The sequence below is a fragment of the Natroniella acetigena genome (assembly GCF_023227745.1).
Classification (GTDB): domain Bacteria; phylum Bacillota; class Halanaerobiia; order Halobacteroidales; family Halobacteroidaceae; genus Natroniella; species Natroniella acetigena.
Map to the genome: position 1 here is coordinate 1 of NZ_JALKBX010000042.1, position 21,311 is coordinate 21,311.

Annotated in this window: 16 protein-coding genes and 2 pseudogenes; 5 read left to right on the forward strand and 13 right to left on the reverse strand. The window is 28.9% G+C overall.

The genetic code is table 11. The annotated features are described in order from the left end of the window. Positions 1 to 161: 161 nt before the first annotated feature. Positions 162 to 859: pseudogene (locus MWH25_RS09240) on the reverse strand (IS30 family transposase). A 358-nt stretch (positions 860 to 1,217) separates the two neighbouring features. Between MWH25_RS09240 and MWH25_RS09245 the strand changes: the two are divergent. After that, positions 1,218 to 1,643, forward strand: a pseudogene (locus tag MWH25_RS09245) (nucleoside recognition domain-containing protein); the annotation flags it as partial. Between the two features lie 133 nt (positions 1,644 to 1,776). On the opposite strand, the gene MWH25_RS09250 reads toward MWH25_RS09245, so the two are convergent. Genes MWH25_RS09250 through MWH25_RS09275 form a run of 6 tightly spaced genes read right to left on the reverse strand, consistent with a single transcriptional unit; the run spans position 1,777 to position 10,291 of the window. Then, positions 1,777 to 2,214: an SMI1/KNR4 family protein gene (locus MWH25_RS09250; RefSeq protein ID WP_248627368.1), complete on the reverse strand. Its 438-nt coding sequence runs from the start codon at positions 2,212 to 2,214 to the stop codon at positions 1,777 to 1,779. An 18-nt stretch (positions 2,215 to 2,232) separates the two neighbouring features. Then, positions 2,233 to 2,790 (reverse strand): HNH endonuclease, encoded by a 558-nt coding sequence (locus tag MWH25_RS09255; protein ID WP_248627369.1) that lies wholly within the window; start codon positions 2,788 to 2,790, stop codon positions 2,233 to 2,235. Positions 2,791 to 2,792: 2 nt separating this feature from the next. Next, a complete protein-coding gene (locus MWH25_RS09260) occupies positions 2,793 to 5,993 on the reverse strand; it encodes an ATP-binding protein (RefSeq protein ID WP_248627370.1) in 3,201 nt (1,066 codons plus the stop codon). A gap of 59 nt (positions 5,994 to 6,052) precedes the next feature. Beyond that, on the reverse strand, positions 6,053 to 6,532 hold the full coding sequence (locus MWH25_RS09265) for a hypothetical protein (RefSeq protein ID WP_248627371.1): 480 nt from the start codon (positions 6,530 to 6,532) through the stop codon (positions 6,053 to 6,055). A gap of 12 nt (positions 6,533 to 6,544) precedes the next feature. After that, entirely contained in the window at positions 6,545 to 8,791 is a 2,247-nt protein-coding gene (locus tag MWH25_RS09270) for a dynamin family protein (RefSeq protein WP_248627372.1), read from the reverse strand. Positions 8,792 to 8,809: 18 nt separating this feature from the next. Next, positions 8,810 to 10,291: a dynamin family protein gene (locus MWH25_RS09275; RefSeq protein WP_248627373.1), complete on the reverse strand. Its 1,482-nt coding sequence runs from the start codon at positions 10,289 to 10,291 to the stop codon at positions 8,810 to 8,812. A 631-nt stretch (positions 10,292 to 10,922) separates the two neighbouring features. Between MWH25_RS09275 and MWH25_RS09280 the strand changes: the two genes are divergently transcribed. From MWH25_RS09280 to MWH25_RS09290, 3 genes are all read left to right on the forward strand, one after another. Next, positions 10,923 to 11,048, forward strand: coding sequence for a helix-turn-helix domain-containing protein (locus MWH25_RS09280; protein ID WP_248627374.1), 126 nt, complete (start codon positions 10,923 to 10,925; stop codon positions 11,046 to 11,048). A 151-nt stretch (positions 11,049 to 11,199) separates the two neighbouring features. Next, positions 11,200 to 11,559 (forward strand): helix-turn-helix domain-containing protein, encoded by a 360-nt coding sequence (locus MWH25_RS09285; RefSeq protein WP_345947248.1) that lies wholly within the window; start codon positions 11,200 to 11,202, stop codon positions 11,557 to 11,559. Positions 11,560 to 11,566: 7 nt separating this feature from the next. Then, positions 11,567 to 11,878: an integrase core domain-containing protein gene (locus tag MWH25_RS09290; protein WP_248627376.1), complete on the forward strand. Its 312-nt coding sequence runs from the start codon at positions 11,567 to 11,569 to the stop codon at positions 11,876 to 11,878. Between the two features lie 370 nt (positions 11,879 to 12,248). Here the strand turns inward: MWH25_RS09290 and MWH25_RS09295 are convergent, their stop codons facing one another. Next, positions 12,249 to 12,596, reverse strand: coding sequence for a hypothetical protein (locus MWH25_RS09295; protein ID WP_248627377.1), 348 nt, complete (start codon positions 12,594 to 12,596; stop codon positions 12,249 to 12,251). A gap of 296 nt (positions 12,597 to 12,892) precedes the next feature. Between MWH25_RS09295 and MWH25_RS09300 the strand changes: the two genes are divergently transcribed. Further along, complete coding sequence (locus tag MWH25_RS09300; RefSeq protein ID WP_248627378.1) at positions 12,893 to 13,981, forward strand: beta family protein; 1,089 nt, start codon at positions 12,893 to 12,895, stop codon at positions 13,979 to 13,981. Positions 13,982 to 14,592: 611 nt separating this feature from the next. Here the strand turns inward: MWH25_RS09300 and MWH25_RS09305 are convergent. The 5 genes from MWH25_RS09305 to MWH25_RS09325 are packed head-to-tail and all read right to left on the reverse strand — an operon-like array spanning position 14,593 to position 20,915. Beyond that, on the reverse strand, positions 14,593 to 17,430 hold the full coding sequence (locus MWH25_RS09305) for a DEAD/DEAH box helicase (RefSeq protein ID WP_248627379.1): 2,838 nt from the start codon (positions 17,428 to 17,430) through the stop codon (positions 14,593 to 14,595). Between the two features lie 2 nt (positions 17,431 to 17,432). Continuing rightward, positions 17,433 to 18,635 (reverse strand): EH signature domain-containing protein, encoded by a 1,203-nt coding sequence (locus tag MWH25_RS09310; protein WP_248627380.1) that lies wholly within the window; start codon positions 18,633 to 18,635, stop codon positions 17,433 to 17,435. Between the two features lie 5 nt (positions 18,636 to 18,640). After that, positions 18,641 to 19,387 carry an OmpA family protein gene (locus MWH25_RS09315; RefSeq protein WP_248627381.1) on the reverse strand — a complete coding sequence of 249 codons (747 nt, stop codon included), beginning with the start codon at positions 19,385 to 19,387 and terminating at the stop codon, positions 18,641 to 18,643. Between the two features lie 5 nt (positions 19,388 to 19,392). Beyond that, positions 19,393 to 20,025, reverse strand: coding sequence for a hypothetical protein (locus MWH25_RS09320; RefSeq protein WP_248627382.1), 633 nt, complete (start codon positions 20,023 to 20,025; stop codon positions 19,393 to 19,395). Continuing rightward, positions 20,022 to 20,915, reverse strand: coding sequence for a hypothetical protein (locus tag MWH25_RS09325; RefSeq protein WP_248627383.1), 894 nt, complete (start codon positions 20,913 to 20,915; stop codon positions 20,022 to 20,024). The genes MWH25_RS09320 and MWH25_RS09325 overlap by 4 nt, the downstream gene beginning before the upstream one ends. Positions 20,916 to 21,311: the final 396 nt, after the last annotated feature.

The following is a 21,311-nucleotide window of genomic DNA, read 5'->3' on the forward strand; positions in this document are numbered from 1 at the left end:
TATTCTCCTTTCATTTGATCTGGCATATTTAATGATAGAGGATATATCGGTTTTTTTGTATCTTTTTTTACTGTTAAGTTATGTTGTTTTTATTAAATCACAAAAGTCGTTGTTGAACCATAATAAATTGAACTAATTTCAAACTGTAATATTTTGGGCATTTAATCATATAAGACTTTTCTTAATTGATCTTCAAATGCTTCATCAGGAGTCAAGTAGCTTAATATTTTTCTTGGTAAAGTATTACACCAATTTTAAACTTTAGCAATTGCTTTAATAGAATACTCATTTATACTTGTACCTTTAGGAATAAAACGTCTTATAAGACCATTATGACGTTCATTAGTGCCTCTTTCACCTAGGGCATATGGATGAGCAAAATAAACTTTAGTATCAACAATTTGCTCTATGGATGATGTTTCAGCGAATTCAGAACCATTATCACAAGTGAAGCTTTTAAAAACTTTTGAAAAGCAATCCCCAGCTTCATTGATTAACTTTAATATGGCATTCTGGACTGATTCAACTGTTTTTCCTGGAATTTTACGAATGATTTCTTTACGAGTCATACGTTCTGTCATAGTAAGAGTTTAAATTTAGCTCCACACTTTTTACGATTAGATTCATAAACACTTTGACCAACATCAGGAAAATAAACCTCAACAGTTTTATTTCCTTTAATTTGAGAAACTGTACCACGTTTTAGTTCATTTCTAATTGTATTAGAAGCTCTACCTAAGCGTTTCGCAATAGCATATGCAGACATTCCTTCGGAATGTAATAATTGAATTTGACCACGCTCATAAGACTTTAGGTGTTTATTTTTTCGAGGTTTTGGTGTATCATTTAAGTATGCCATAGTTTGTACCCTCCTGTAATGTTTTTGTTTTGTGGTGATTCAATTATATTACAGTTAGGTGCACTATGGCTATTTTTATTTAGTTCAATTTCATTTTACAATGAAGCCTTTTAATATAGAATAAGGACTACTTTCAAAGTAATTATTGCTTTGAAAAATCTACTAAGCTATAAATTTTTGATTACTAATTTAATTTGGTTGAGTTAGTAGATCTATATTTTTTAACAATGCAACGATAGTGAGCATTATTAAAAAATCCCAAAAGACTTTACTCAGCTTCAATCAAACTATTTAAGTAATATTATTAACAACGATAAAATATTATTAGGTAAGTACTTATTACAAGGGAGGGAATCTTTTGGAAACGAAGCTCAATAAAAAAATCATAAATCTTAAAGCCTTAATTGCAATCTTTATCACTATCGCATTGATCATTTACTCCGAGCAAGCATTTGAAGCAGCAGTTAATGGCTTACATACTTGGTGGGAGATCGTCTCCCCTGCCCTATTACCATTTTTTGTTATCGCTGAAATCTTGATGGGCTTAGGTGTAGTTCACTTTATGGGGGCCTTACTAGAACCGCTAATGCGACCAATCTTTAAGGTTCCAGGAGTCGGAGCATTTGCAGTAGCTATGGGCCTAGCCTCTGGTTATCCAATCGGGGCCAAGATTACAGGGGAGCTACGTCGAGAAAAGTTATGTACTCAAGTGGAAGGGGAGCGTCTAGTCTCTTTTGCTAATACTGCTGATCCGCTCTTTATGGTTGGTGCAGTAGCTCCGGGAACATCATGATATAAAAAATGGTCAGATATTTATTCAATATTTGACCATTTTTAATTTTATACGGTAACTTTTAAATTAAATATTTGATTTTAGCTCCTTGCATAAATTTAATCATTATCCTTAAATTTCATTTCTATTCCGGATCATATAATTTAGATAATAGCTCACTAAAACTATCACAAATATAGCTTATATCTCCTTCAAGCTGTTCATGCTCCCAAAAAACAATCTTAGGATTTTCTAAATTCTCACGATAATCAAAACAGATTAAATTCCCAAAAGGATCATCAGCAAAGGGATATATTTTTTCAGGTAATCTATCTTTTACATCATTATACACATCTAAAATATTTCCTTTCTCCTCCAAGTTAAAACCTAATAAAGAATTAAAAACAGCTTCTTTTCGTTCAGCAAAATCATATACATCTGGATCTGGTTGAGCTCCATTATTCCTTTTTACTATTTTTTTATAATCTTCAGGAAATTTAACACCTAACTCATCTTCTACTTTCTTTATAATTTCTTTGCTTATACTTCCTTTATCAAATATCCATTTGATTTTATTTGCCATTTTTATCAACTCCTTTTTTTAATACCTATTTTCTTGTCCTCCACCCCAGATTGCTCTGCCTCCAGTATGACCAGTCTTTCTATGAACTTCTGTATCAACTAACTCCATTACTCCAGGTTGTTCATTATGATGCCATGTATATCCTTCTGGAGTTCTTCCATATTCAATCTGTTCTAATTGTCTATCACTAAATTTTTCTTTTAGCTCAGGGTTATTCTTTATTTCTTCAGCTAATTTTTCATTTGCTTTATTAAATTGCACTCTATCAGTTTCTTTAAATAAATCTTTGTCTAACTCTACCCTAAAATCAGATTCAAATTCTGGAAACACACCTTTGAAGACACCTTCATCCAAACTAATCGTTTTTTCTTTAAAAGGAACTTCAGTGTTTGGATGTTCTTCACTTTCTAAGTGTTTATTAATAGTATCTAAATTTTTAAAAGGTTTATTCGCTTCATCAAAACTTTTAACCTCTTTAGGCTTTAGATTTTTAGCAAAATCAGGGACGTCAGGTGAAACTTTTTCGTTTACCTCTTTTCCAACCTCATTCATTTCCTGAATAAATTTTTCTAACATAACTATAACCCCCTCTCCACTTTTTCAATCCAAGCAAAATAAAAGTCTTTGAACCCAAGGTCTTGATGAGCCTTTTCATTTAGTAAGTGTTTAACTAATTTATTTTCTAACTCTTTATCTTCATTTAAATCAACATACTTTCTTAACCCAACTTTAAATTTATCATTCCAATCTAGAAAATTTTTTTCTTTTAACGAAAAGCGAGTTAACTTTTCATAATTTATAAATTCGCCAACTATTTGAGATACCTCATCAAATTTTTCTCGATTCCATAACTCCATATCCTTTTCAGCTTGATATTGATTTAAATTTTTCTCAATTTTATTTTTAATTCTTACTTCAATATCACGACCGATTAACCATTCTTTAATCTTCTCAATATTAAATTCTTCAAGCTCTTTTTCATTATTAAATTTAGATTTTAATAACAATCTAAATAAATCACTTCGCATTTTTTTATCTTTTTTAAATACATTCTTAAAATTATAATTATATTTCAAGGAGTTATTATCTTTATACTCATCAATACTACATAACACAGCTTCTAACCAATCATTTTGATAAACAGCACCTACACCTGTTTTTAACTTAGCCAACTCGATAATTTGTTCTTCATTTAAACTAATTGCCTTGCCAACTAATTGTCTATCTGCTTCGTCTGGTAGCCTTAAAATTATTTTAGTATTTGTATTTTTTATAACAGATTGATCTAACATATTAGGCGACTGGTCTGCTATAATAAACCCTTCTCCATAACTTCTCATTTCTGCAATAGCATTAGAAATCATCTCTACTGATTTCCCTTGCAAATTAGAACTTTCTTGACTTTGCTCAGATGAAGTACGTCTTAATAAATTGTGGGCTTCTTCTAAAACTGTTACATGCTTCAATTTACTATTAGCTTGATTTACATTAGCATATCTTTCTTCATGAAGGCGCATAAATAAAATCCCCATCAGCAATGATTTAGTCTCTACAGAACCAATCCTGCTTAGATCTATAATACAATTTTCATTAAACAGCTTATCTTTATCTAGTTCATTATTAGTTAATATCCTACCTGTTAAGCCAGTAGTTAAAGAACGCACCCTAGTAACTAAAGCTCCTAAATAATCATTTTTCACTTTTTCAGAATAACCAGACTCTTCAACTAAATCTGGTAATACCTGTAATACATCATTAAAATTAGGGTAATTAATATTTGGATTGATACAAATTGAATTATCTAAGTCCCAACCTCTAATTTGATATGCCCTCTCTACTGCTTCTTTTAAAACTGCAGGCATAGCAGCATACATTGGCCAACAAGCATTAAATATTTCTACTAATCTATCAATATGTTCTAAAACATGAATATCATCAGGAAATTTAAAAGGATTAACTTTAAGTAAATCTGTATACCTAGGATTTGTTCCATATACATTCACATCTTCTCTACCACCAAATACTTCTTTGTACTCACCTTTTGCTGGTTCAATGACCAAAAACTTTTTTTCTTTTTCACTTAATTCAGCTAACAATTTATAAATAGTATTGGACTTGCCTGAACCGGTAGAACCAGTTATGAATGTATGCATAGATAAACTTTCAACATCTATTTTAACATTAGTATCTTCTTTTTGGCCCATATGAAATATTTTCCCTATATTAATTTTTTCTTTCTTCCTATCATTTCCATAACTAATAATATTCCTACCAAATTCAGCCGTTTCCATTACCGTAACACCAGTAATTGACTTTACAGGCAATCCAAATTGGATTGTTAACTCTCTGCCATTTAATAACGAGCCTGGAGTTACATAAGGTAGATTTAATTCATCATTCGCATTAAGGTCAATTAAAGGATGATGAAATCTTTTAAGATATTCTTTTACTTTTATTAAATTATCTTTATTTTGATTACCCCAATTATTGATATATGCATCTTCAACTGAAGATGCTTCTCCTCTCATCAAAGATTTAAATGTACTAGCAGCTATTTTAGCAGTCTGATTATCTTCTGCTATAAAATAAGCTGCAGTATTCCACATTCCAAAATCCTTTGAACTTTTTAATCGATCTAATTGTTCATCAATTTTTTCTAATAAATTAGCTACACTTTTATTTTCAAAATTGACTTGTGTACTCTTTGAAATTCCCATTGTTTCTGCTTCACTTTGGTTAATCTGTTGAGATTCTGATTTTGACTGCCCAGTTGTTTTAGATTCTCCTTCTGTCTGACTGTAATTTTGACTTTTACTTTTAGTAGAAGAACTCCCTTTAGTCTTTTGTCCTCCTAATGCACCAACTATCTGTGAAGCAAGTATGGCAGTTATTGGTCCACCGACTGCCCCACCTGCCATAGCACCTAGTGTCATTAAAAACGGAGATCCCTTAGTTTTAGATTCATTTTCTGTATAGCTATCAGTTTTGCTTTCTCCTACTGTATAACTTTGAGTTTTAGTTACACTACTATTAATAGTTTCAGTAAATCCATACGTAGTACCTTCAGTTATTGTTTTACTTTTATCAGTGCCAAAAGTTAATTGATTTTGAGCAAAAGGACTTAGTTGCGAATAAAGTTGTTCATAACCTAATTTTATTTCTTTAATCTGTTCCTTCGCTATAGTATCTGCTATAAATACTGCAGAAAATTCCTCTCCTTTCATAGCATCTATTAATTTTTCAATCCCTTGCACAAACTTTTCTTTATCATCATCTTTTAATGAAGGAATACCTGAAACTGAAGAAATCTCTTTTTCTACTGATTCAGAATTAGATTCAGTAACATCAGCAATCATATCTTCTAGATCATTACCTTTTACATTAGCAATTTCACTTCCTGGAAAATTACCACTAAAACTCTTTTTTAAAATTTTTTCTGCAATAGCAGGTGTTGAATCTTGAGCAACTCTCTTTATTCCTAAATAAATTTCTACATTTTCTTTTTTACTATTAATTATCATCACCAAAGAAGCATTTATATCTTCTAGTGAACTATAAACATTAGCTAGCTTATCTAAGTTATTTTCTGTTCTGTCATAAACTAATTTATTAATCTTAAAAAATCTAAAAGTATTATCAACATCAAATTCTTTTATAGCATCAGGAAGCTCTTTTACATCATATTTTTCTAATTTATTCAAGTAGCTCCTATTTACAAAATCATCTGCTATTTGATATGATTTATCTAATTTCTTTTCATCGACCATAAGGTGGTTCATCTCTTCTACCTCCTCATCTCTGGCTCCTTCATTGCTCTCAATTTCTTTTTCACTTTCCTTTAAAGAAATACTCTTATTATTAATATTATCGCCCCCACTCCTATAGCTATTATTATCAACTTTTTTATATCAGTCTCATTTCTAGCGTTAGTGGTTATAGGCTTTCTTGTCTTACTTTTTTTCTTCTTTCTCTTCTTTACCTCATTATTTAATTCATCCTTATATACTTCTCTACCAACTTCTAATATATGATTAAAACGTTTTTTAGAAAAATTACTACTCATTAACTGAGCCATTAATAAACTTAAATATTCTTCATTCCATTCTGATTTTTCTTTAAAAGTCCTCCCGTCATGTTCTTGCCATAACTCTAAACCAGCACTTTTAGCTTTCTGTTCTATTTTTCTTTTATTAAAATCAATTATACCTCTAACATCTGCAGGATCTTCTCGAATTGAATTTGCTAAAACATTTCTGACCCTAATTACATCTTTATTTTCAAGAGCTTTCTCTAAATATTTATCCATTTCAGAAGACATATTCATTCCCCCTTAAATTTCCAATATATTATATATCTTTTTTGAAAAATCATTAAGCCACTCTATATTTTCTTTATCTTTTTCAATGCTTTTTTTAATTTCTTTCTGACTACTAGACAACTCTCTAAGTTCATTCATTTTATTTTCTATAACCTTATTGAGTTTATTAATTTGTGCTAAAAAATAAGACTTTAACTTTTCACTATCTTCTTTTAAATTTTTTCTTGCATATTGTACATTTGGATACAATGATTCAGAAGCTTTCAAAAGTAATTCTTTAACTAGTTTAATTTCATTAATAACTTCTTTTTTGTCAAAAAACTCCTTGCCAAAAAAAGACTGTATGTTTTCCCAAATTCCTTCTGGATTTCTTTTGATTTTTTGTTTACGCTTACAATTTGAAATTAATTCATTATTATCTGGTAGATTAACCGTAATGTAACTAAAATCATTCCATTGAAAATCATTTTTATCAAATTGAACTAAATCCTCTAAATATTTTTTATACTCATTTATTAATCTCTCTCCTTCGTTTTTTAAAACTTCTTCTTTCATTTTTTCTAAGTCAGTATATATATCTGCTTTTAAATCAGTTACTTCATCTTTAACCTTTTTTATAATATTTTTAGCTTGATAAGGTTTAATATCTCTATTTTTAAATTTCCTTCTGATTTCATTTGTTCTTTTTTCGATTTTAATTGTTATACTTTCAATAGTTTCATCCACTTTATTTTTAGAATTATTTAAATTTCTAATTTTATCCTTAAATTCTCTTGCTTCTTCACCTTTATTTATTTTTTCCTTAATTATATCAATTTTTTTATTTAATTTTTTTCTTAATATATCATTTTCTTTAATCCTATTTTGCAATTTATCTTTCCATTGCTCAGCTTTAATAATGTTTAAAACAGGTTCTATCGCATCTTTAATATTCAGCGGTAAAGTATATTTATCAAGGTACTCATTAATAGCTACTTCAATACTTGGAACACCAGAATGATATAGAGCTTCTTTATAAATATCTTCTTTATCTCTCGCTTCATTAACTTTTTGAATAAGAACATCTTTTCTTAGTTTATTCAATGGTGAATACTGAATTAAGTGTTTATCTTCTACATCATTAAAATATTCACTGTCAAATTTTAATTTATTTTTTTGTCTTCTAGTTAATTTCAGCTGATTAATCTTCATTCTAATTACCTTAGCTAATTCAGCAGATATAGGATATATATTAGGATTATTTATACCCTGCTTTTTTAAATATTTCTCTGCTTCTTTTATATAATCTTCAACAAACTCTTCATTTTCTTCATCAAGATCATCTATCTTATTAAGTGCAAAGATAAATCTATCTTTTGATTGCTTGTCTCCCACCTTCATCTGTTCAGCTACTGCTTTTAAAAGATTGGCATCATCATTTGTTGCTAAACTAGTTACATCTAATACATATAAAATTACAGGCTTAGCTTCCTTTTTAATCACTCGATAAGTTTTTACTTTATGATCAGGATTATTACTACTATTAGGACCAGGTGTATCTATTATTTCTAAACTAGTCTTTTCTGAAGATATAAGTGGTATATCTCCCTCTAACTCAATATAATCTACTTCTGGATTTTCATTCAATTTACTCATCTTTTCTTTATCTAAATCATTAATTTTTTCTAATAAATTTTCATCTTTATCAAAAACTTTTCCTTTAAATTCATTACTCTCATCATTATCTTTTATTTTTACAATTGTAGCAGTACAAGCTCTATTTTTAGAAGGCATCAACTCTTGTCCTAATAATGAATTCAATAAAGTTGATTTTCCAGCACTCATAGTAGCAATTAAAGCCACTTCAAACTGAGACTCTATTGCCTTTTTAAACTTTTTTTGCAACTTAGAACTCCTTAAATCTTCGAAAGGACTGTCTTTCATATAATTAGATAATTCTTTCAGCCTTTTTATCTTATCAAGCTCAGAATCACCTTTAATAGGTTGATGTTCAATAATGATATTTTTGTCTTCTCTTTGATTATATTTCATAACTATCTCTTGTAAATCTGCAAAATCAACTTTTCTACCATAAAATAAAATTTTAAACTCATTTCTATTTATTTCATCTAATAAACCTTCAATTAGTTTATCCAACCATAACTGTAATCTTTTTCCTAAATGGTATTGCAACCTACTATCTTTAGGCAATTCTTTTTCATTAATTTTAATTTCAATTTTGACCTTGTATGGATTATACTTTATAAAAACTTCTTTCATAATTAAATACCCCCATTTTTAATTTATTATATTTTTTAAATTTAATATGCCAGTCTTATCAATCCTAGAGAAAATATTTTTTTTGCTAAATCTATTTCCAGCAACATTTATTTCACCATCACTTTTTATTTGATTATTTTTTATACTTTTTTGCTCAAAATAAGCATTCAAATTATACTCTTCTTTAGCAAAGATTGAATAAAAGAAAGAAAAATCTAAACTTTCCTTTTTAGATAAAGACTGTTCAATTAAACTTTTGCTAAATAAAAATGCTGCATAAGCTGAAATTGGAATTATCTTTGCTTTTTTTATTCCACAATTATCCAAATGATCTTTGGCTTCTTTAATAGTTTCTTCTATATCTTCTCCAGCTTCAAGATCAAATTTATCTAGTTTATTTAAAACAAATATAATATCGTTTGGATTAATATTCCTTTTTTTATAAATATCGACCACTTTATTTAAAAAAGATTGATCATCAGTTGTGGTCAACTGAGTTGCATTTAAAACATAGACCAGGTTTTCAAAATCTTTTCTTCTTAAAACCTCTTCTGTCAACTTGCTATGTTCTTGATACTTAAAACTATTTACTCCAGGTGTATCTATTAGCTTAATTTTTTTATTAGAAGCATCTAAAATTTTCACATCTCCTTCTAGATAAATAAACTCTATATCATTATCTTGATTCCACTTTTGAATAATTTTTTGATTCAACAAAGGAATACTAAGCTTTTCTCCATCTTTTCTTTCAGCATAAGCTACAAAATAATCTAAATTAGGATTATGAGTTATTTCCATAATCTTAGAAGTGCAAACTTGATTTTTTGTAGGTAATAAATCTATACCTACTAATGCATTGATCAAAGTAGATTTACCTGCACTCATTGTTGCTACTATAGGTATTCTTTTTATTTCTTTTTTTATTTCCTCTAAATCATTAATAACTTTCTTATAAAAGTAAGTCAATAATTCAAACCTCCAACTAGACAAATTCTCTTCAAATTCAATTTTAGCTTTCTTTAAGTTGTTTTGGGCAATATTTTTTAAAAATCTTAAGATTTTAATATAATCTTCTTCTTTTATCTTTAATCCTCTTTTTATCATACTAATAAACAAGTCTCTAACTTGAATACTATCTGACATTAAATTAAAATAAATAACATCAGCAAGTAAGATGTATTTATAATTTTTTATTTTAAGTGATAGCCATTTAATTTCAAATTTATATTTTCTTAATCGTTTTAATTTTTCATTTATTTTTTGATGGTCTTTTAATTTATAAAATTCTATTATTTCTTTATAATCTTGCTCTGTAATTCCTAATTTATCTTTATAAAGCTTTAAGAATTTTTCTTCTTCCTTTTTCATCTTTTGATACATATTAATTGCTAAATATAAGATTAAAAAATAATTATATCTTGTCTTATACGTCTCTTTAATTATTGGATGTTCATTAACATTAATTTTATATAATTCATAAATATTTCCTTTAGGGTTCACAACTTATATTTCCCCTCTCTCTTAATTGATACATTTTATTTACATTATACCTTAATATGGTAGACATTAAATGTCTATATGAAACTCTTATTTTAAAGTCACCACACAAATGAAATATTCATTACACCTTAATTATTCATCATTAATTTTCTATTGACCTCTTTAACATATTCATACAAGCTCCCACTTTTCAACAATTGGATATCCTAAACCATTGCTTGTCTTTATCATTACAGTTTCAACAGTATTATTAAATCCAATTACAATCCATATTTTTTCCATCAATCTGCTTTTCCAAAGTAAAGCTTATAAACTTCCCCTTATCTTTCTGATCTCTGCAGTAAGCAAATCCCATTCTTTCATTTTAAAATTTATAATTTTATTCTTTACTCTTTTAGAATTTTTTCTTTATAACCCATATAAACCCCATTAGTAGTTTTACAAAATATTCATTATTGTAACATTTCTATAAAAGTAATGTTTTTCCTTTAAACATAAAAATAACCTGGATCCTTAATTAATAAAAAAACACATATAATGTTTCTAAGCCCATGAAGCATATTTAAAAACAGTTTTTAGAATAAATGTCGTTTTATTCCTTCAAACTATAACTAAAAGGAGGAAGATATTCATGAGCAAGAATAAAAAACGAGCTCCACAAGAGAAGATGCAAATTGTTTTGGAAGCTTTACAGAATGATAATATTTCTGAGACTTGTCGTAAATATGGTATTTATGAAAATCAGTTTTATCAGTGAAGAAAGAAGCTGCTTAATTCAGTTGATAATATATTTCAACATAAGAGCAAAAGAGATCCTGAAAAAGAAAAGCTCAAGCAAGAAAAAGATAGATTAGAAAAAACAATTGTAGAGCTTTTCACTGAACTTCAGATTCTAAAAAAAAAGACGTATAGAGCTTCATGGTAACCTTAAAGGTAAATGGTTTTCTGCTGATAAAAAACGTAAGTTAATGGATATTGTAGAAGAATCAGAGCTTGATATTAAAGATACTTGCGAAAAACTACAGCTTAATCCTGATCGTTATTATCGCTGGAGGCGTCGTTTTAATGCCAATGGTTTAGATGGACTTAAAAACCATAATTCTACGCCTACTTCTTGCCCTCATAGACTTTTAAAGAAAGAGGAAGAAGCAATAATAAGCTATGCTTTAAAAAACCCAGATTTACGTCATAGAAAACTTGCTTATGGAATGCAAAATAAAGATATAGCTTATGCGTCCCCATCCAGTGTGTATAGGGTACTTAACTAACGATTTAATGCCAACTCAAAGTTATCATCAAAAGAATGAAGCAGATGGTAAAATAGAGATGTTCCACAAGACAATCAAACATGATAATGTTTATATTAAAGAAAAATATAATAGCTTCTATGAAGCTGAAGAAGACATAGCTAACTTTATAGAAGCTTATAATAATAGTCGTTTACATCAGGGAATAGAGTTTGTTACTCCCTATGATAAATATACAAGTAAAGCTGATCAGATTATTAAAACTCGCAACCAAAAGCACCAAGAACAAATTGAAAGAAGAAAGCGCCTGAACAAAGAAGCCCATTCAAAAGTAGCTTAAAGTGGGACTATGAAATTATTTTTAGAAAATACTTAATTTATCAGAAACAATGCAAACCATTTAAGTAATATTATCAAGAAAAAGTTCATAAAGTTCATGTTTTCAGAACTTTTTCATGTGGAAATTTAAGTTTTAGTTGCAGTTGATATTATTTGGTAGTTTATTAAAAATTCAATTTTTGTCTTCAGAGTCTAAACCCTTCACTAGTAAAAATCTCTTTGCTACCTTAGAACTTAGAATATATTACTTTTAAAAACAAAAAGGCCTTCCAAGGTTGGCCCTAGAAGGTCTTTTTACTCTGGATTATTCAAAACAGTCAAACAGAACAAATCAAAACATTTCATCTAACCTATAGAAGTAATACCCGAATTTAAAAATCTTTTTTCTCAGGTGTTATATCAACTATATCAAAATCCATCCCTAGATACTTTGATAGTGGTGTCTCCCCATCAGTATTTGCTATTTCATCATCTATATACTTTTTAACTGATTCCTTAGCTTCTCCTAGATCTCTAGTAAATACAGGAAAATAATCAAATTGTTCAATACCTTTAAATTTAACTTTCGCTATCCTCTTTTTATTATTATCATTTTTACAATTAAAGTGATATTCATCTAAAGACATATAATTATTACATGGGCCATCTCCTTCACAAAATGGCTCTTCACAGTTATAGTGATTTCCACATAGCTGAGGGCCAAAATCTTCAAAAGACATATTTATTCCCTCCCAAAAAAAGAGTCTCTATAGGTAATAGATACTCTTTTAAGAGGTTTAAATTAAAGTTATATAATGTTTTATTTTGATATTACAAACATTATATTTATAATTTACTGCATTATATAAATAAACCCATAATATACACATCTTTTAATATTACTCAACTTCTAAAAGAAATTATCCTTCCATAAATATAGCACTAAATCCATTTTATAAAATATTAAAGTTTTACAAGCATAATTTATTCTAGCTCCTAGAGTACACTTTTCTAATTAATACTAGGAGGGATAAATATGAAATATGTACCTACTTTAAGGTATCGTAATGTTGAAAGAAGTGCTTTAAAAGAATTTAACCTCAGTCTTAATTCTTCTTCAGAAAAACCTTCATTAAGTAATGAGATACTTCCTTTATTAGAAATAGTGAAAGAAAAACCTCATAGCAATATGAAGGGCAATTTTAAATCATCATACCTTCGGGAGTTAAGGCAATTTGATATTCCTTTTATGTTAGATTTTCCGTTATATCTTCCTCTTACTGAAGATACAAAAGATAATGTTAAGGCTTTTTTAAAACCGTTACAAGAAAGAGATCCTCTTATAACTGCTAAATTTCTAGGCCTTAAGGATATTCAAAATATGATTCCAGTAGTTTCTTATCCTCCTTCAAAATATAATGCTGATAACATTATTTATAAAACTCATATATTAAGAAAAGAATTTAATAGATTAGGATTTCGAGTTTACTTTAATCATTATACTGATTTTATTAATATCATAAAAAAAACTAAGAAGATAATGAAAAACAATGATATTTTAATTGTTGATTTGAGTTATTCTATTCCCATCAGTGAAATCACATCTAAAGAATCTAAACTAATCAAAGAAGTAAAGAAAGATAAAGAGATTAAAACAGTTATTTTAAAGTCTTCTATTCCAACTGGCATAACTAATAGTAGTTTTGATAAATTTGAAGTAATCCAAGAAGCCAATAATCAATTATTAGTCAAATATAAGAATAAACAATTTAACTTCGATGCTATTGGTGATTATGTTGGGGTCAAAAAAACTAATCTTACTAAATACCCACCTTATCTTCCAGAAAGTCCTGGATTCATATTCTATTATTATCCTGAAAATATTTACATTGGTTATGGGCATCAAGAGAAAAGTTGGGGACAACTAGAAGATTATATATTACCAAATCTCATAGGTTCAGTATATTGGAATAATTATGGAGAGAATCATCAACAAGGTTGTCCAGGATGTCAAATGATTTTAGATATTAAGAAAAATGGCAAAGGAAAGTCACCAGGAAAATGGAAGCAAATTTCTATAATGCATTATTTGTATACCATAAACGAAAATATAAATGAATTATAATTTTCCATCATATTCTCTTGATATTATCAATGAAAAAATTATTAGTTAGAACCTTATTCTCTACTTCTTGTATGTTTAACTACTACCTCTATAATAATTCTAAACTATAAAAAAGAGAGGTTTGAGGATTAGGTTCCTAAAATCTCTCTTTTTTGTTAGCATGAATTAATGGACACATTCAGCTATATAAATTGAAAAATCATTGAAAATTTTCTGAAAAATCGCTGAAAAATGCTTGAAAAAGGTTTTTCAACATATTTTCACTAGATTTTCAATATGTTTTCACACTTTTTTCTATTTATTTTCACCAAAATGAAGGTAACATACTGAGGTTTAGGTATCCATTGTACCTCACGCAAATATATTTTTGAGATGTTTTTAAAAAGAATTTAATTTAATTCTGAGCCAACCTTGTTAGCTATAACCTATTCAATTTAGATTTATTTTGCTTTTTTCTATCATTCTATCTTGAAAATTATCTTCTTCTAAATTATATAATACTTATCCCTTATTTTTAAATCAACTACTCGATTTCTAACTTATTCGGGCCAACACCTCCCCATTAATGAAATTTTCCTTTCTTACCTACTACTATACTCAATCCACCTTAATTACTGAACTTCTTTTAATATCCCATCTTTAATCCCATTTTTAATCTCTTGTTCTAATTTCTTATTAGGTACAATAATGCTCTTAGCTAACTTCTTTTTTTCCTGTAACAGCCTGTTTAACTTCTCTTCTACTGTTTCAAACTTATTGGAGGTAACTATAGGATAATGAACATAAACATTCTTTTTCTGACCAATCCGATAAGCTCTATCCGTAGCTTGAGCTTCTACTGCTGGATTCCACCATCTAGTATAATGAACAACATGATTGGCCCCTGTAATATTTAATCCAGTTCCTGCTGCTTTAGGGGATAATAACATACAATTAAAACCAGAACTATTATTAAATTTATCAACCGTTTCTACCCTTCTTTTACTCTGACCATTAATAATCGGTATCCAGTCTAAACCAAAGCGTTCTCTAATTACTCGTTGAATAATATATTGCATATTACGATATATAGTAAAAACTAAAGCCTTTTCACCTTTCTCCCTTATCTCTTCTAATATCTCGATTAGCTTTTTAAGCTTTGGTCCTTCCTTAATTAAATTACTAACACTCTTTTCTTGCCAATCTTTTTCTACCAATCCTGGATGAGAAGAAAGATTTAATAACTTTTGTAAGGCGGTAAGATAATTGCGTCCTTCACTATTTTTCACTTCCAACCTAATTTGATTATAGAGATGCTCTTGTTTATTACTCATTCCTATTGTATACTCTTGTTCATACTTTTCTGGTAACTCATCTTTTAATTCTCCTTCTTTGGTACGGCGTAAATAGACTGGCTTTATTTTAGATTTAAGTTCTTTTTCATAAAGCTCAAATTCACTTTGATCACTAGCTCCTTCAATTGCTTCAACAAACTCCTTTTGAAATGTTTTATAACTATCCAATAAACCTGGTTGTACATAATCAATAATCGACCATAAATCGCTAAGTCCATTTTCTATTGGGGTTCCTGTTAATGCTAATCTCATCTTAGCTTTTTGCGCTTTAACAGCATGAGCAGCCAAAGTTGATCTATTCTTAATATGTTGTACTTCGTCACAGACAAGCAATTGCCAATCAATCTTTCCTAAAATCACCTGATCCCTAACCAACGTCTGATATGTAGTTAATACTATTTCTGATTGTTTTATCACTTGCTCATCTTTACACCTTTTGGAGCCACGGTGCTTATAAATCTTAGTAATTGCAGGACAAAATTTTTGAATTTCAGCCTTCCAATTATCTAATAAACTAGCAGGTGCTACTACCAAAGAAGGCCCTAATTTATCTTGTTGTTTAAACTGAGCCATTAAAGATATTACTTGTAAAGTCTTCCCTAATCCCATATCATCTGCCAATAGACCTCCTAAACTAGCTATCTGCAAGCGGTTTAGCCAAACATATCCATCCTTTTGATATGAATATAATTCATATTTTTGATCTAACAATTTAGGTCGTTGATAAGTCAATCCTCCCGCTTCTTTAAGCTTTTGTTTTAAATCCAGTAGATTGAAATTATATTCTAGACGATCTACATTCTCATAAATTTCAAAAACATATGGTAATTTATTTTGATCTATCTTCCCTTCTTCTTCTAATTGTTCTAATTCTTCAGTAGCATTAATGAATTCTTCACTATCTTCTGGAATCTGAACCCATTTATCGTCCCATAAAACATAATCTTCTCCTTTTTCTTTAGCTTCTTGAACTAGTTGATCAAATTCCTCCAGTTCTAAATCTGAGTCATCATTATCTTCCACTTGAGAAACCAAACCTTCATCTTCTTGCTTTAAATTAATTCCCACATCCAACTCAAACCAATCTAGATCATCAGACTTTTTAGCTCGAACATAAGGTTGGGCTTCATAGACTCGCTCTTTTAAACCTTTGACCCGATCACTGAACTGCTCCAAATCAACTGAATCGGGCAAAAAAGGAGCAGGATTGTTGATAAACTTAGGAACATCTGCTCCCTTAATATCCTCATTATCATTCAACTGTTGATAATCTTTTTTTACCTTATCTGCAAAGAAAATTCGTTTATTCTTTCCTCGCCTGCTCTTTTTAACTCCATAGTTATTACCTTGCTGTAATGACTTATCTGCTTCAGAATTTAATTCATCATCTAAATCATTAAATTTAGGTTTTAGCTTTAGATGATCTATTGCTTCTTCTTCAATTTCAACATCTAACTCCTCAGGAAAGTAATAATCTTCATTAGCAAGATAATCATCAAATCTAACATTCAACTTCTGAGATAATTTCTTAACCTTAGCTACATATTTAGGATGATCTTGCCTATTATATGGAGGCTCCTCTACTAATTTTAATAATTTCACTAAATCTGAACTTAATAAAACTGCTTCCTCATTACTTAAAGGATAAAAACTACCTTGGCGCTGATTGAAGTTGCTGATATATCCATAATCTTGATGATATAATTGATAATCTAATGAAAAATTTTTAGAACCTACAGCAGAGTTAGAATTGATTGTAATCTCTAACTGATCATCTTTATTAAAACCTAATAACTCAATTAATTCATCTTCAAAATCATAAATATTATCAGTTCTAATTAAATAATTACCTGCTTTCATCTCTTCTACTTGACCACTATTCCATAAATCCTCTAAGACCTGTAATGGTAAGTAAAAGTCCTGTTTAACTAAATTCTTAAGCTTAAAATGATCAGTATAAGCAATAGGAAAGGTTAATTTATCTTTGCTATCATTATCCTCTTTGTAAACAGAGAACTGAATTCCATCTTCAGTAAAGGAACGTTTAATTAAGATATCCGGTTCTTGACCACCAAGTTTATTTCTTAACCAGTTTAAGATACTATTCACCTCCATTTTTATCTAAATAACATTTTAATCTTTCTATCAGCTTTTTGCTCCCAAGATGTACTTTTGGTATCTCGATGAATAATTCGATTATCTTCAGTCCCTACAAAATTATCTATTCTGCTCTTTAACCTATCATTATTAACTGAATTATATTTATCCATATGATTAGCAAAGTGTTTATTAAAATAACCTCTATCATAAATATAAGCTGCATTTCCCTTTTCACCAAACTCAATAACAGCAAACTTATTAAAGAGTAAAAACAACTGTAATCTATTTCTAACATACTTTACCTTCTCTATGGAGTGATTATACTTTTTCCAATATTCAAATCTTCTCTGTGCTTCTTCTTTATTAGCATCAATACTAGAAAAGAACTCTTCCATTTCCTTAGTGTTAAACCATTGCCTAGCCTTTTTACTAGCAATATTACTAATATCCTTCCAACTTTGAAAATAATCTTCTACTGGATCTCCAATTCTATCTTTAAATAAATACATTAATTCTTCATTAAACTCTTCTACTTTAAAAAGCTCTAAATAATTTTCTGCTGACTTACGAAAAGATTCTGTTCCTAAACTAGAGAATAGATCAAATATTAATTGAGCATCTTCTTGGGTAAATATTCTCTTGTTTGCTCTAGTAAATAAATCAGCAAGGATACTTTGTACTAACTCACTACTTTCAGTTAATTGAAAATAATCAACCCAATCGCTATAACTTAAATTTAAGTTTATAATGTAATCAATTACCCATCCAATAGGCTCTTGAGCACTAAAAATACCTTTTATTAAATTATAAGGGGTATTAGTAAATTTAATCTTTTTAATTTGATCAATCACTTCTTTAAAGAAGTAAGTAATATATTGATTATCAGGTCTTTTAGAAAAATTATTCCACATTATCTTAACCATACTCTTTTTAAAACGATAAGTTAGTATCATCTTTACTTGCTTCAATAAGTTACTAGGAATCTGATTAAAACTATAAGCTAAAGCATATACCTCTCTATTCTTTAAGCCACCTGCATAATTTGTTAACTTATTATCTGATAATTGCTCAATTTCCTTTAATATTTCTTCTAGATTAACTTGTTGATATCTATTCTTCCGCTCTTGTGCTGACTGATTAGCAGAAGGAAATCTTCTCTTAATCTCTTCCTTAACAGCTATCAATTCCTGAGGGGTAAAGTTAAATTCAAACTTTTTCATTTAAATCATTCCTCTAATTTTAAAGTTTGCTGTAACTCTTCAATCATCTCTTTATCCTTAAGCCTAAATTTAAATTCAACTCGCCGTGATCTATCTCGATCAATTGACCCATCTTCTTTAAGAACAGGCTGACTATAAGAACGACCGTTAGCAGTTAAATAATCCCTTAAAATATCTTTGTACTCAAAATCAGAAAATCTATCCCCATAAATTTCCTTAACCACCTCTAAAGCTCGTCCTTGAGAAAGTTCCAAATTATACATATAATCTCCTCGATCATCAGTATGACCTTCCACAATAATTTTCGAAATGTGTTCTCTAAAATTTTCTCCTAATAAGACTCCTACATACATAGGAATAAATTGCTTCAAATTTTCAATCCCTTCTTCACTTACTTCTGTACTGTTGACGGTAAAAAATACTTCACCAGGAATTCTAATAGCCCCTGTTTCCTCATCTATATCTAATGTTAGATCTGTACCTGCAAATTCTTCTTGCAAAGCCTTAACAATCTCTTTGCGAACACCTAGCATTTCTTCAATTTTTTCTTGGCTCTGTTCTATCTCTAATTTCTGCTCTTCTATTTCTTCCGTCTTTTGTGCTAATGTATCATTATAATCTAAAATTACAACCATCAGTAATAGAATAAACATTAATAATAAACCTGCCATTATATCAGCATAGGAAGTCCAAAAGTTAGGTTTACCTTCTTCTTCAATATTGTTTTTTTCTTTTAATAAAAAATTCATCATTATCATCAACCCCTAAAGTTAGCTAAAAAACCTTGTTTATCATCTTCCTCTACTTCTTCTATCAATTCAGCTAATATTTCTTCTTTAACTTCAGATAAGTCCTCTCCTAACTTCCGAGATAAATTTTCAATATCTTCTTCAACTTTAGTTTGAATGTTTGATAATCTACTTTCCAAATCTGATAGATCATCTTTAGATAATTTATCCTTTAAATTCTTATAGATTATAGTCTTGATTTTATTAAGCTTTTCTTTCTCATCAGCTTCTATTTTAGAAGTTAGTCCTTTAAATTCACTCTTAAATAATTTATTTTGCTCAGCAAAGTTATTAAGAATCTCTTCTCGATCAAGATTGAATTCTTCTAATAATCCAGCTAACCTTGTAAAGGTATTAGGCATTTCTTCTAGCATCTCATCAAGCTCACTAATCGTTACCCCTAATCGATTAGATATTTCTGCTAAATTATTATCAAAACTTTTGAAAGTTCTTTCTAAACCTTGATGTGTACGTTCAGTAAATTGCTCCATTCCTTCAGTTAGATTATTATTTAACTTATTAAAGTCCCCTTCAATAGAAGCCCAATAATTATCAATGTTATCTAATTGTTGGGACATATTAATAATATGCTTTCTTTTCATCTCTTCAAACTCTTGTTGCTATCAAGTAAAATATCTAATTTATCATTAGTCTTTTCTTCTAAAGCAGATAATTGTGAGCCTGTATTACTTAATTTAGCTACATTCTGATTTAAATTTTGATTTACCTTTTCAAATTCTTCTATGTATGCTTGAATATTAGATAATACATCTTCAGTAGAATGTAACAGTTCATTTTGCTGTTTAGCTCCTTGAGTTACTATCTCAATTAAATTTTCAGTTTCTTGTTTAGTCTCTTTTTGCCATTCAATCACTTCTTCTAATGTCTCTTTTAAAGATTCAAACTGATGATCAAAGGCTTCATTGAAAGTATCCAAGAATTTATTAACCATCTTGTCTATACTTTCAGCTTGCTTGTCCATGGAAAAACCTGCTAAATCGCTCATAATATCATGCATCTTAGTAATTTGAGGAGCTATCTTATCATTAACTACAGATTCTATTCCACCAACCATCTCTTCTCTACTTGCAGCTGACTCTTTTACAAAACTTTCAATATTGGAGTTCATATTAGTAATTGAAGGAGCTATTGATTGATCAACTGCCTCTTGAAGACCATTAACCAATTCAGGAATTAATGTATCACTTACAAATTCCTTTGTAGTTTTAATCTGTTCACGCTGATTATCAACAATCTCATCTAATAAATTACTCTCTACTCTAATTGGTAACACCTTATGTAATTTATTATTTAACTTCTCAATCTTTTTCTTAGTATCATTCATTAAGTTTTTATCAAAATATGTCCAAATTAGAGAACATAATATCGCCACTAAAGAAGAAATAAAGGAAATCTTCATTCCTCCAATTAAAACAGGAATCTCATTTCTTAATTCTACAGCACTTAAGCTATCTAGTGACCAAATCCCCATTACCAACCCAAGAAAAGTCCCAAATATACCTATACCTGTTAAAATACTAGGTATAACATTAGCTAGACTACGATTCGAATATTTATTAATTAATTTATCTGCTCCTAAATAATAGTTTGTATCTAAGAGATTTTTAGGCTCTGCTTGATTCTGTACTATAGAATAATAATTCTCCCAATCCTCTTTTAATAAAAGCTCATGATCAGATATTATATTATTAATAGTACTTAAATTATCAACAGACCTCCCATTGATGTCCTTTATTTCTTTAATTAATTTATTATCTATCTCTTTTTTTATTTTCCAAAGTTTATTATTTAGGTTCTTCCTCGATTTTTGTGAAAAATAAATTAGCTGACATACCTAATATCAACCTATATGAAAATTATGGATAAT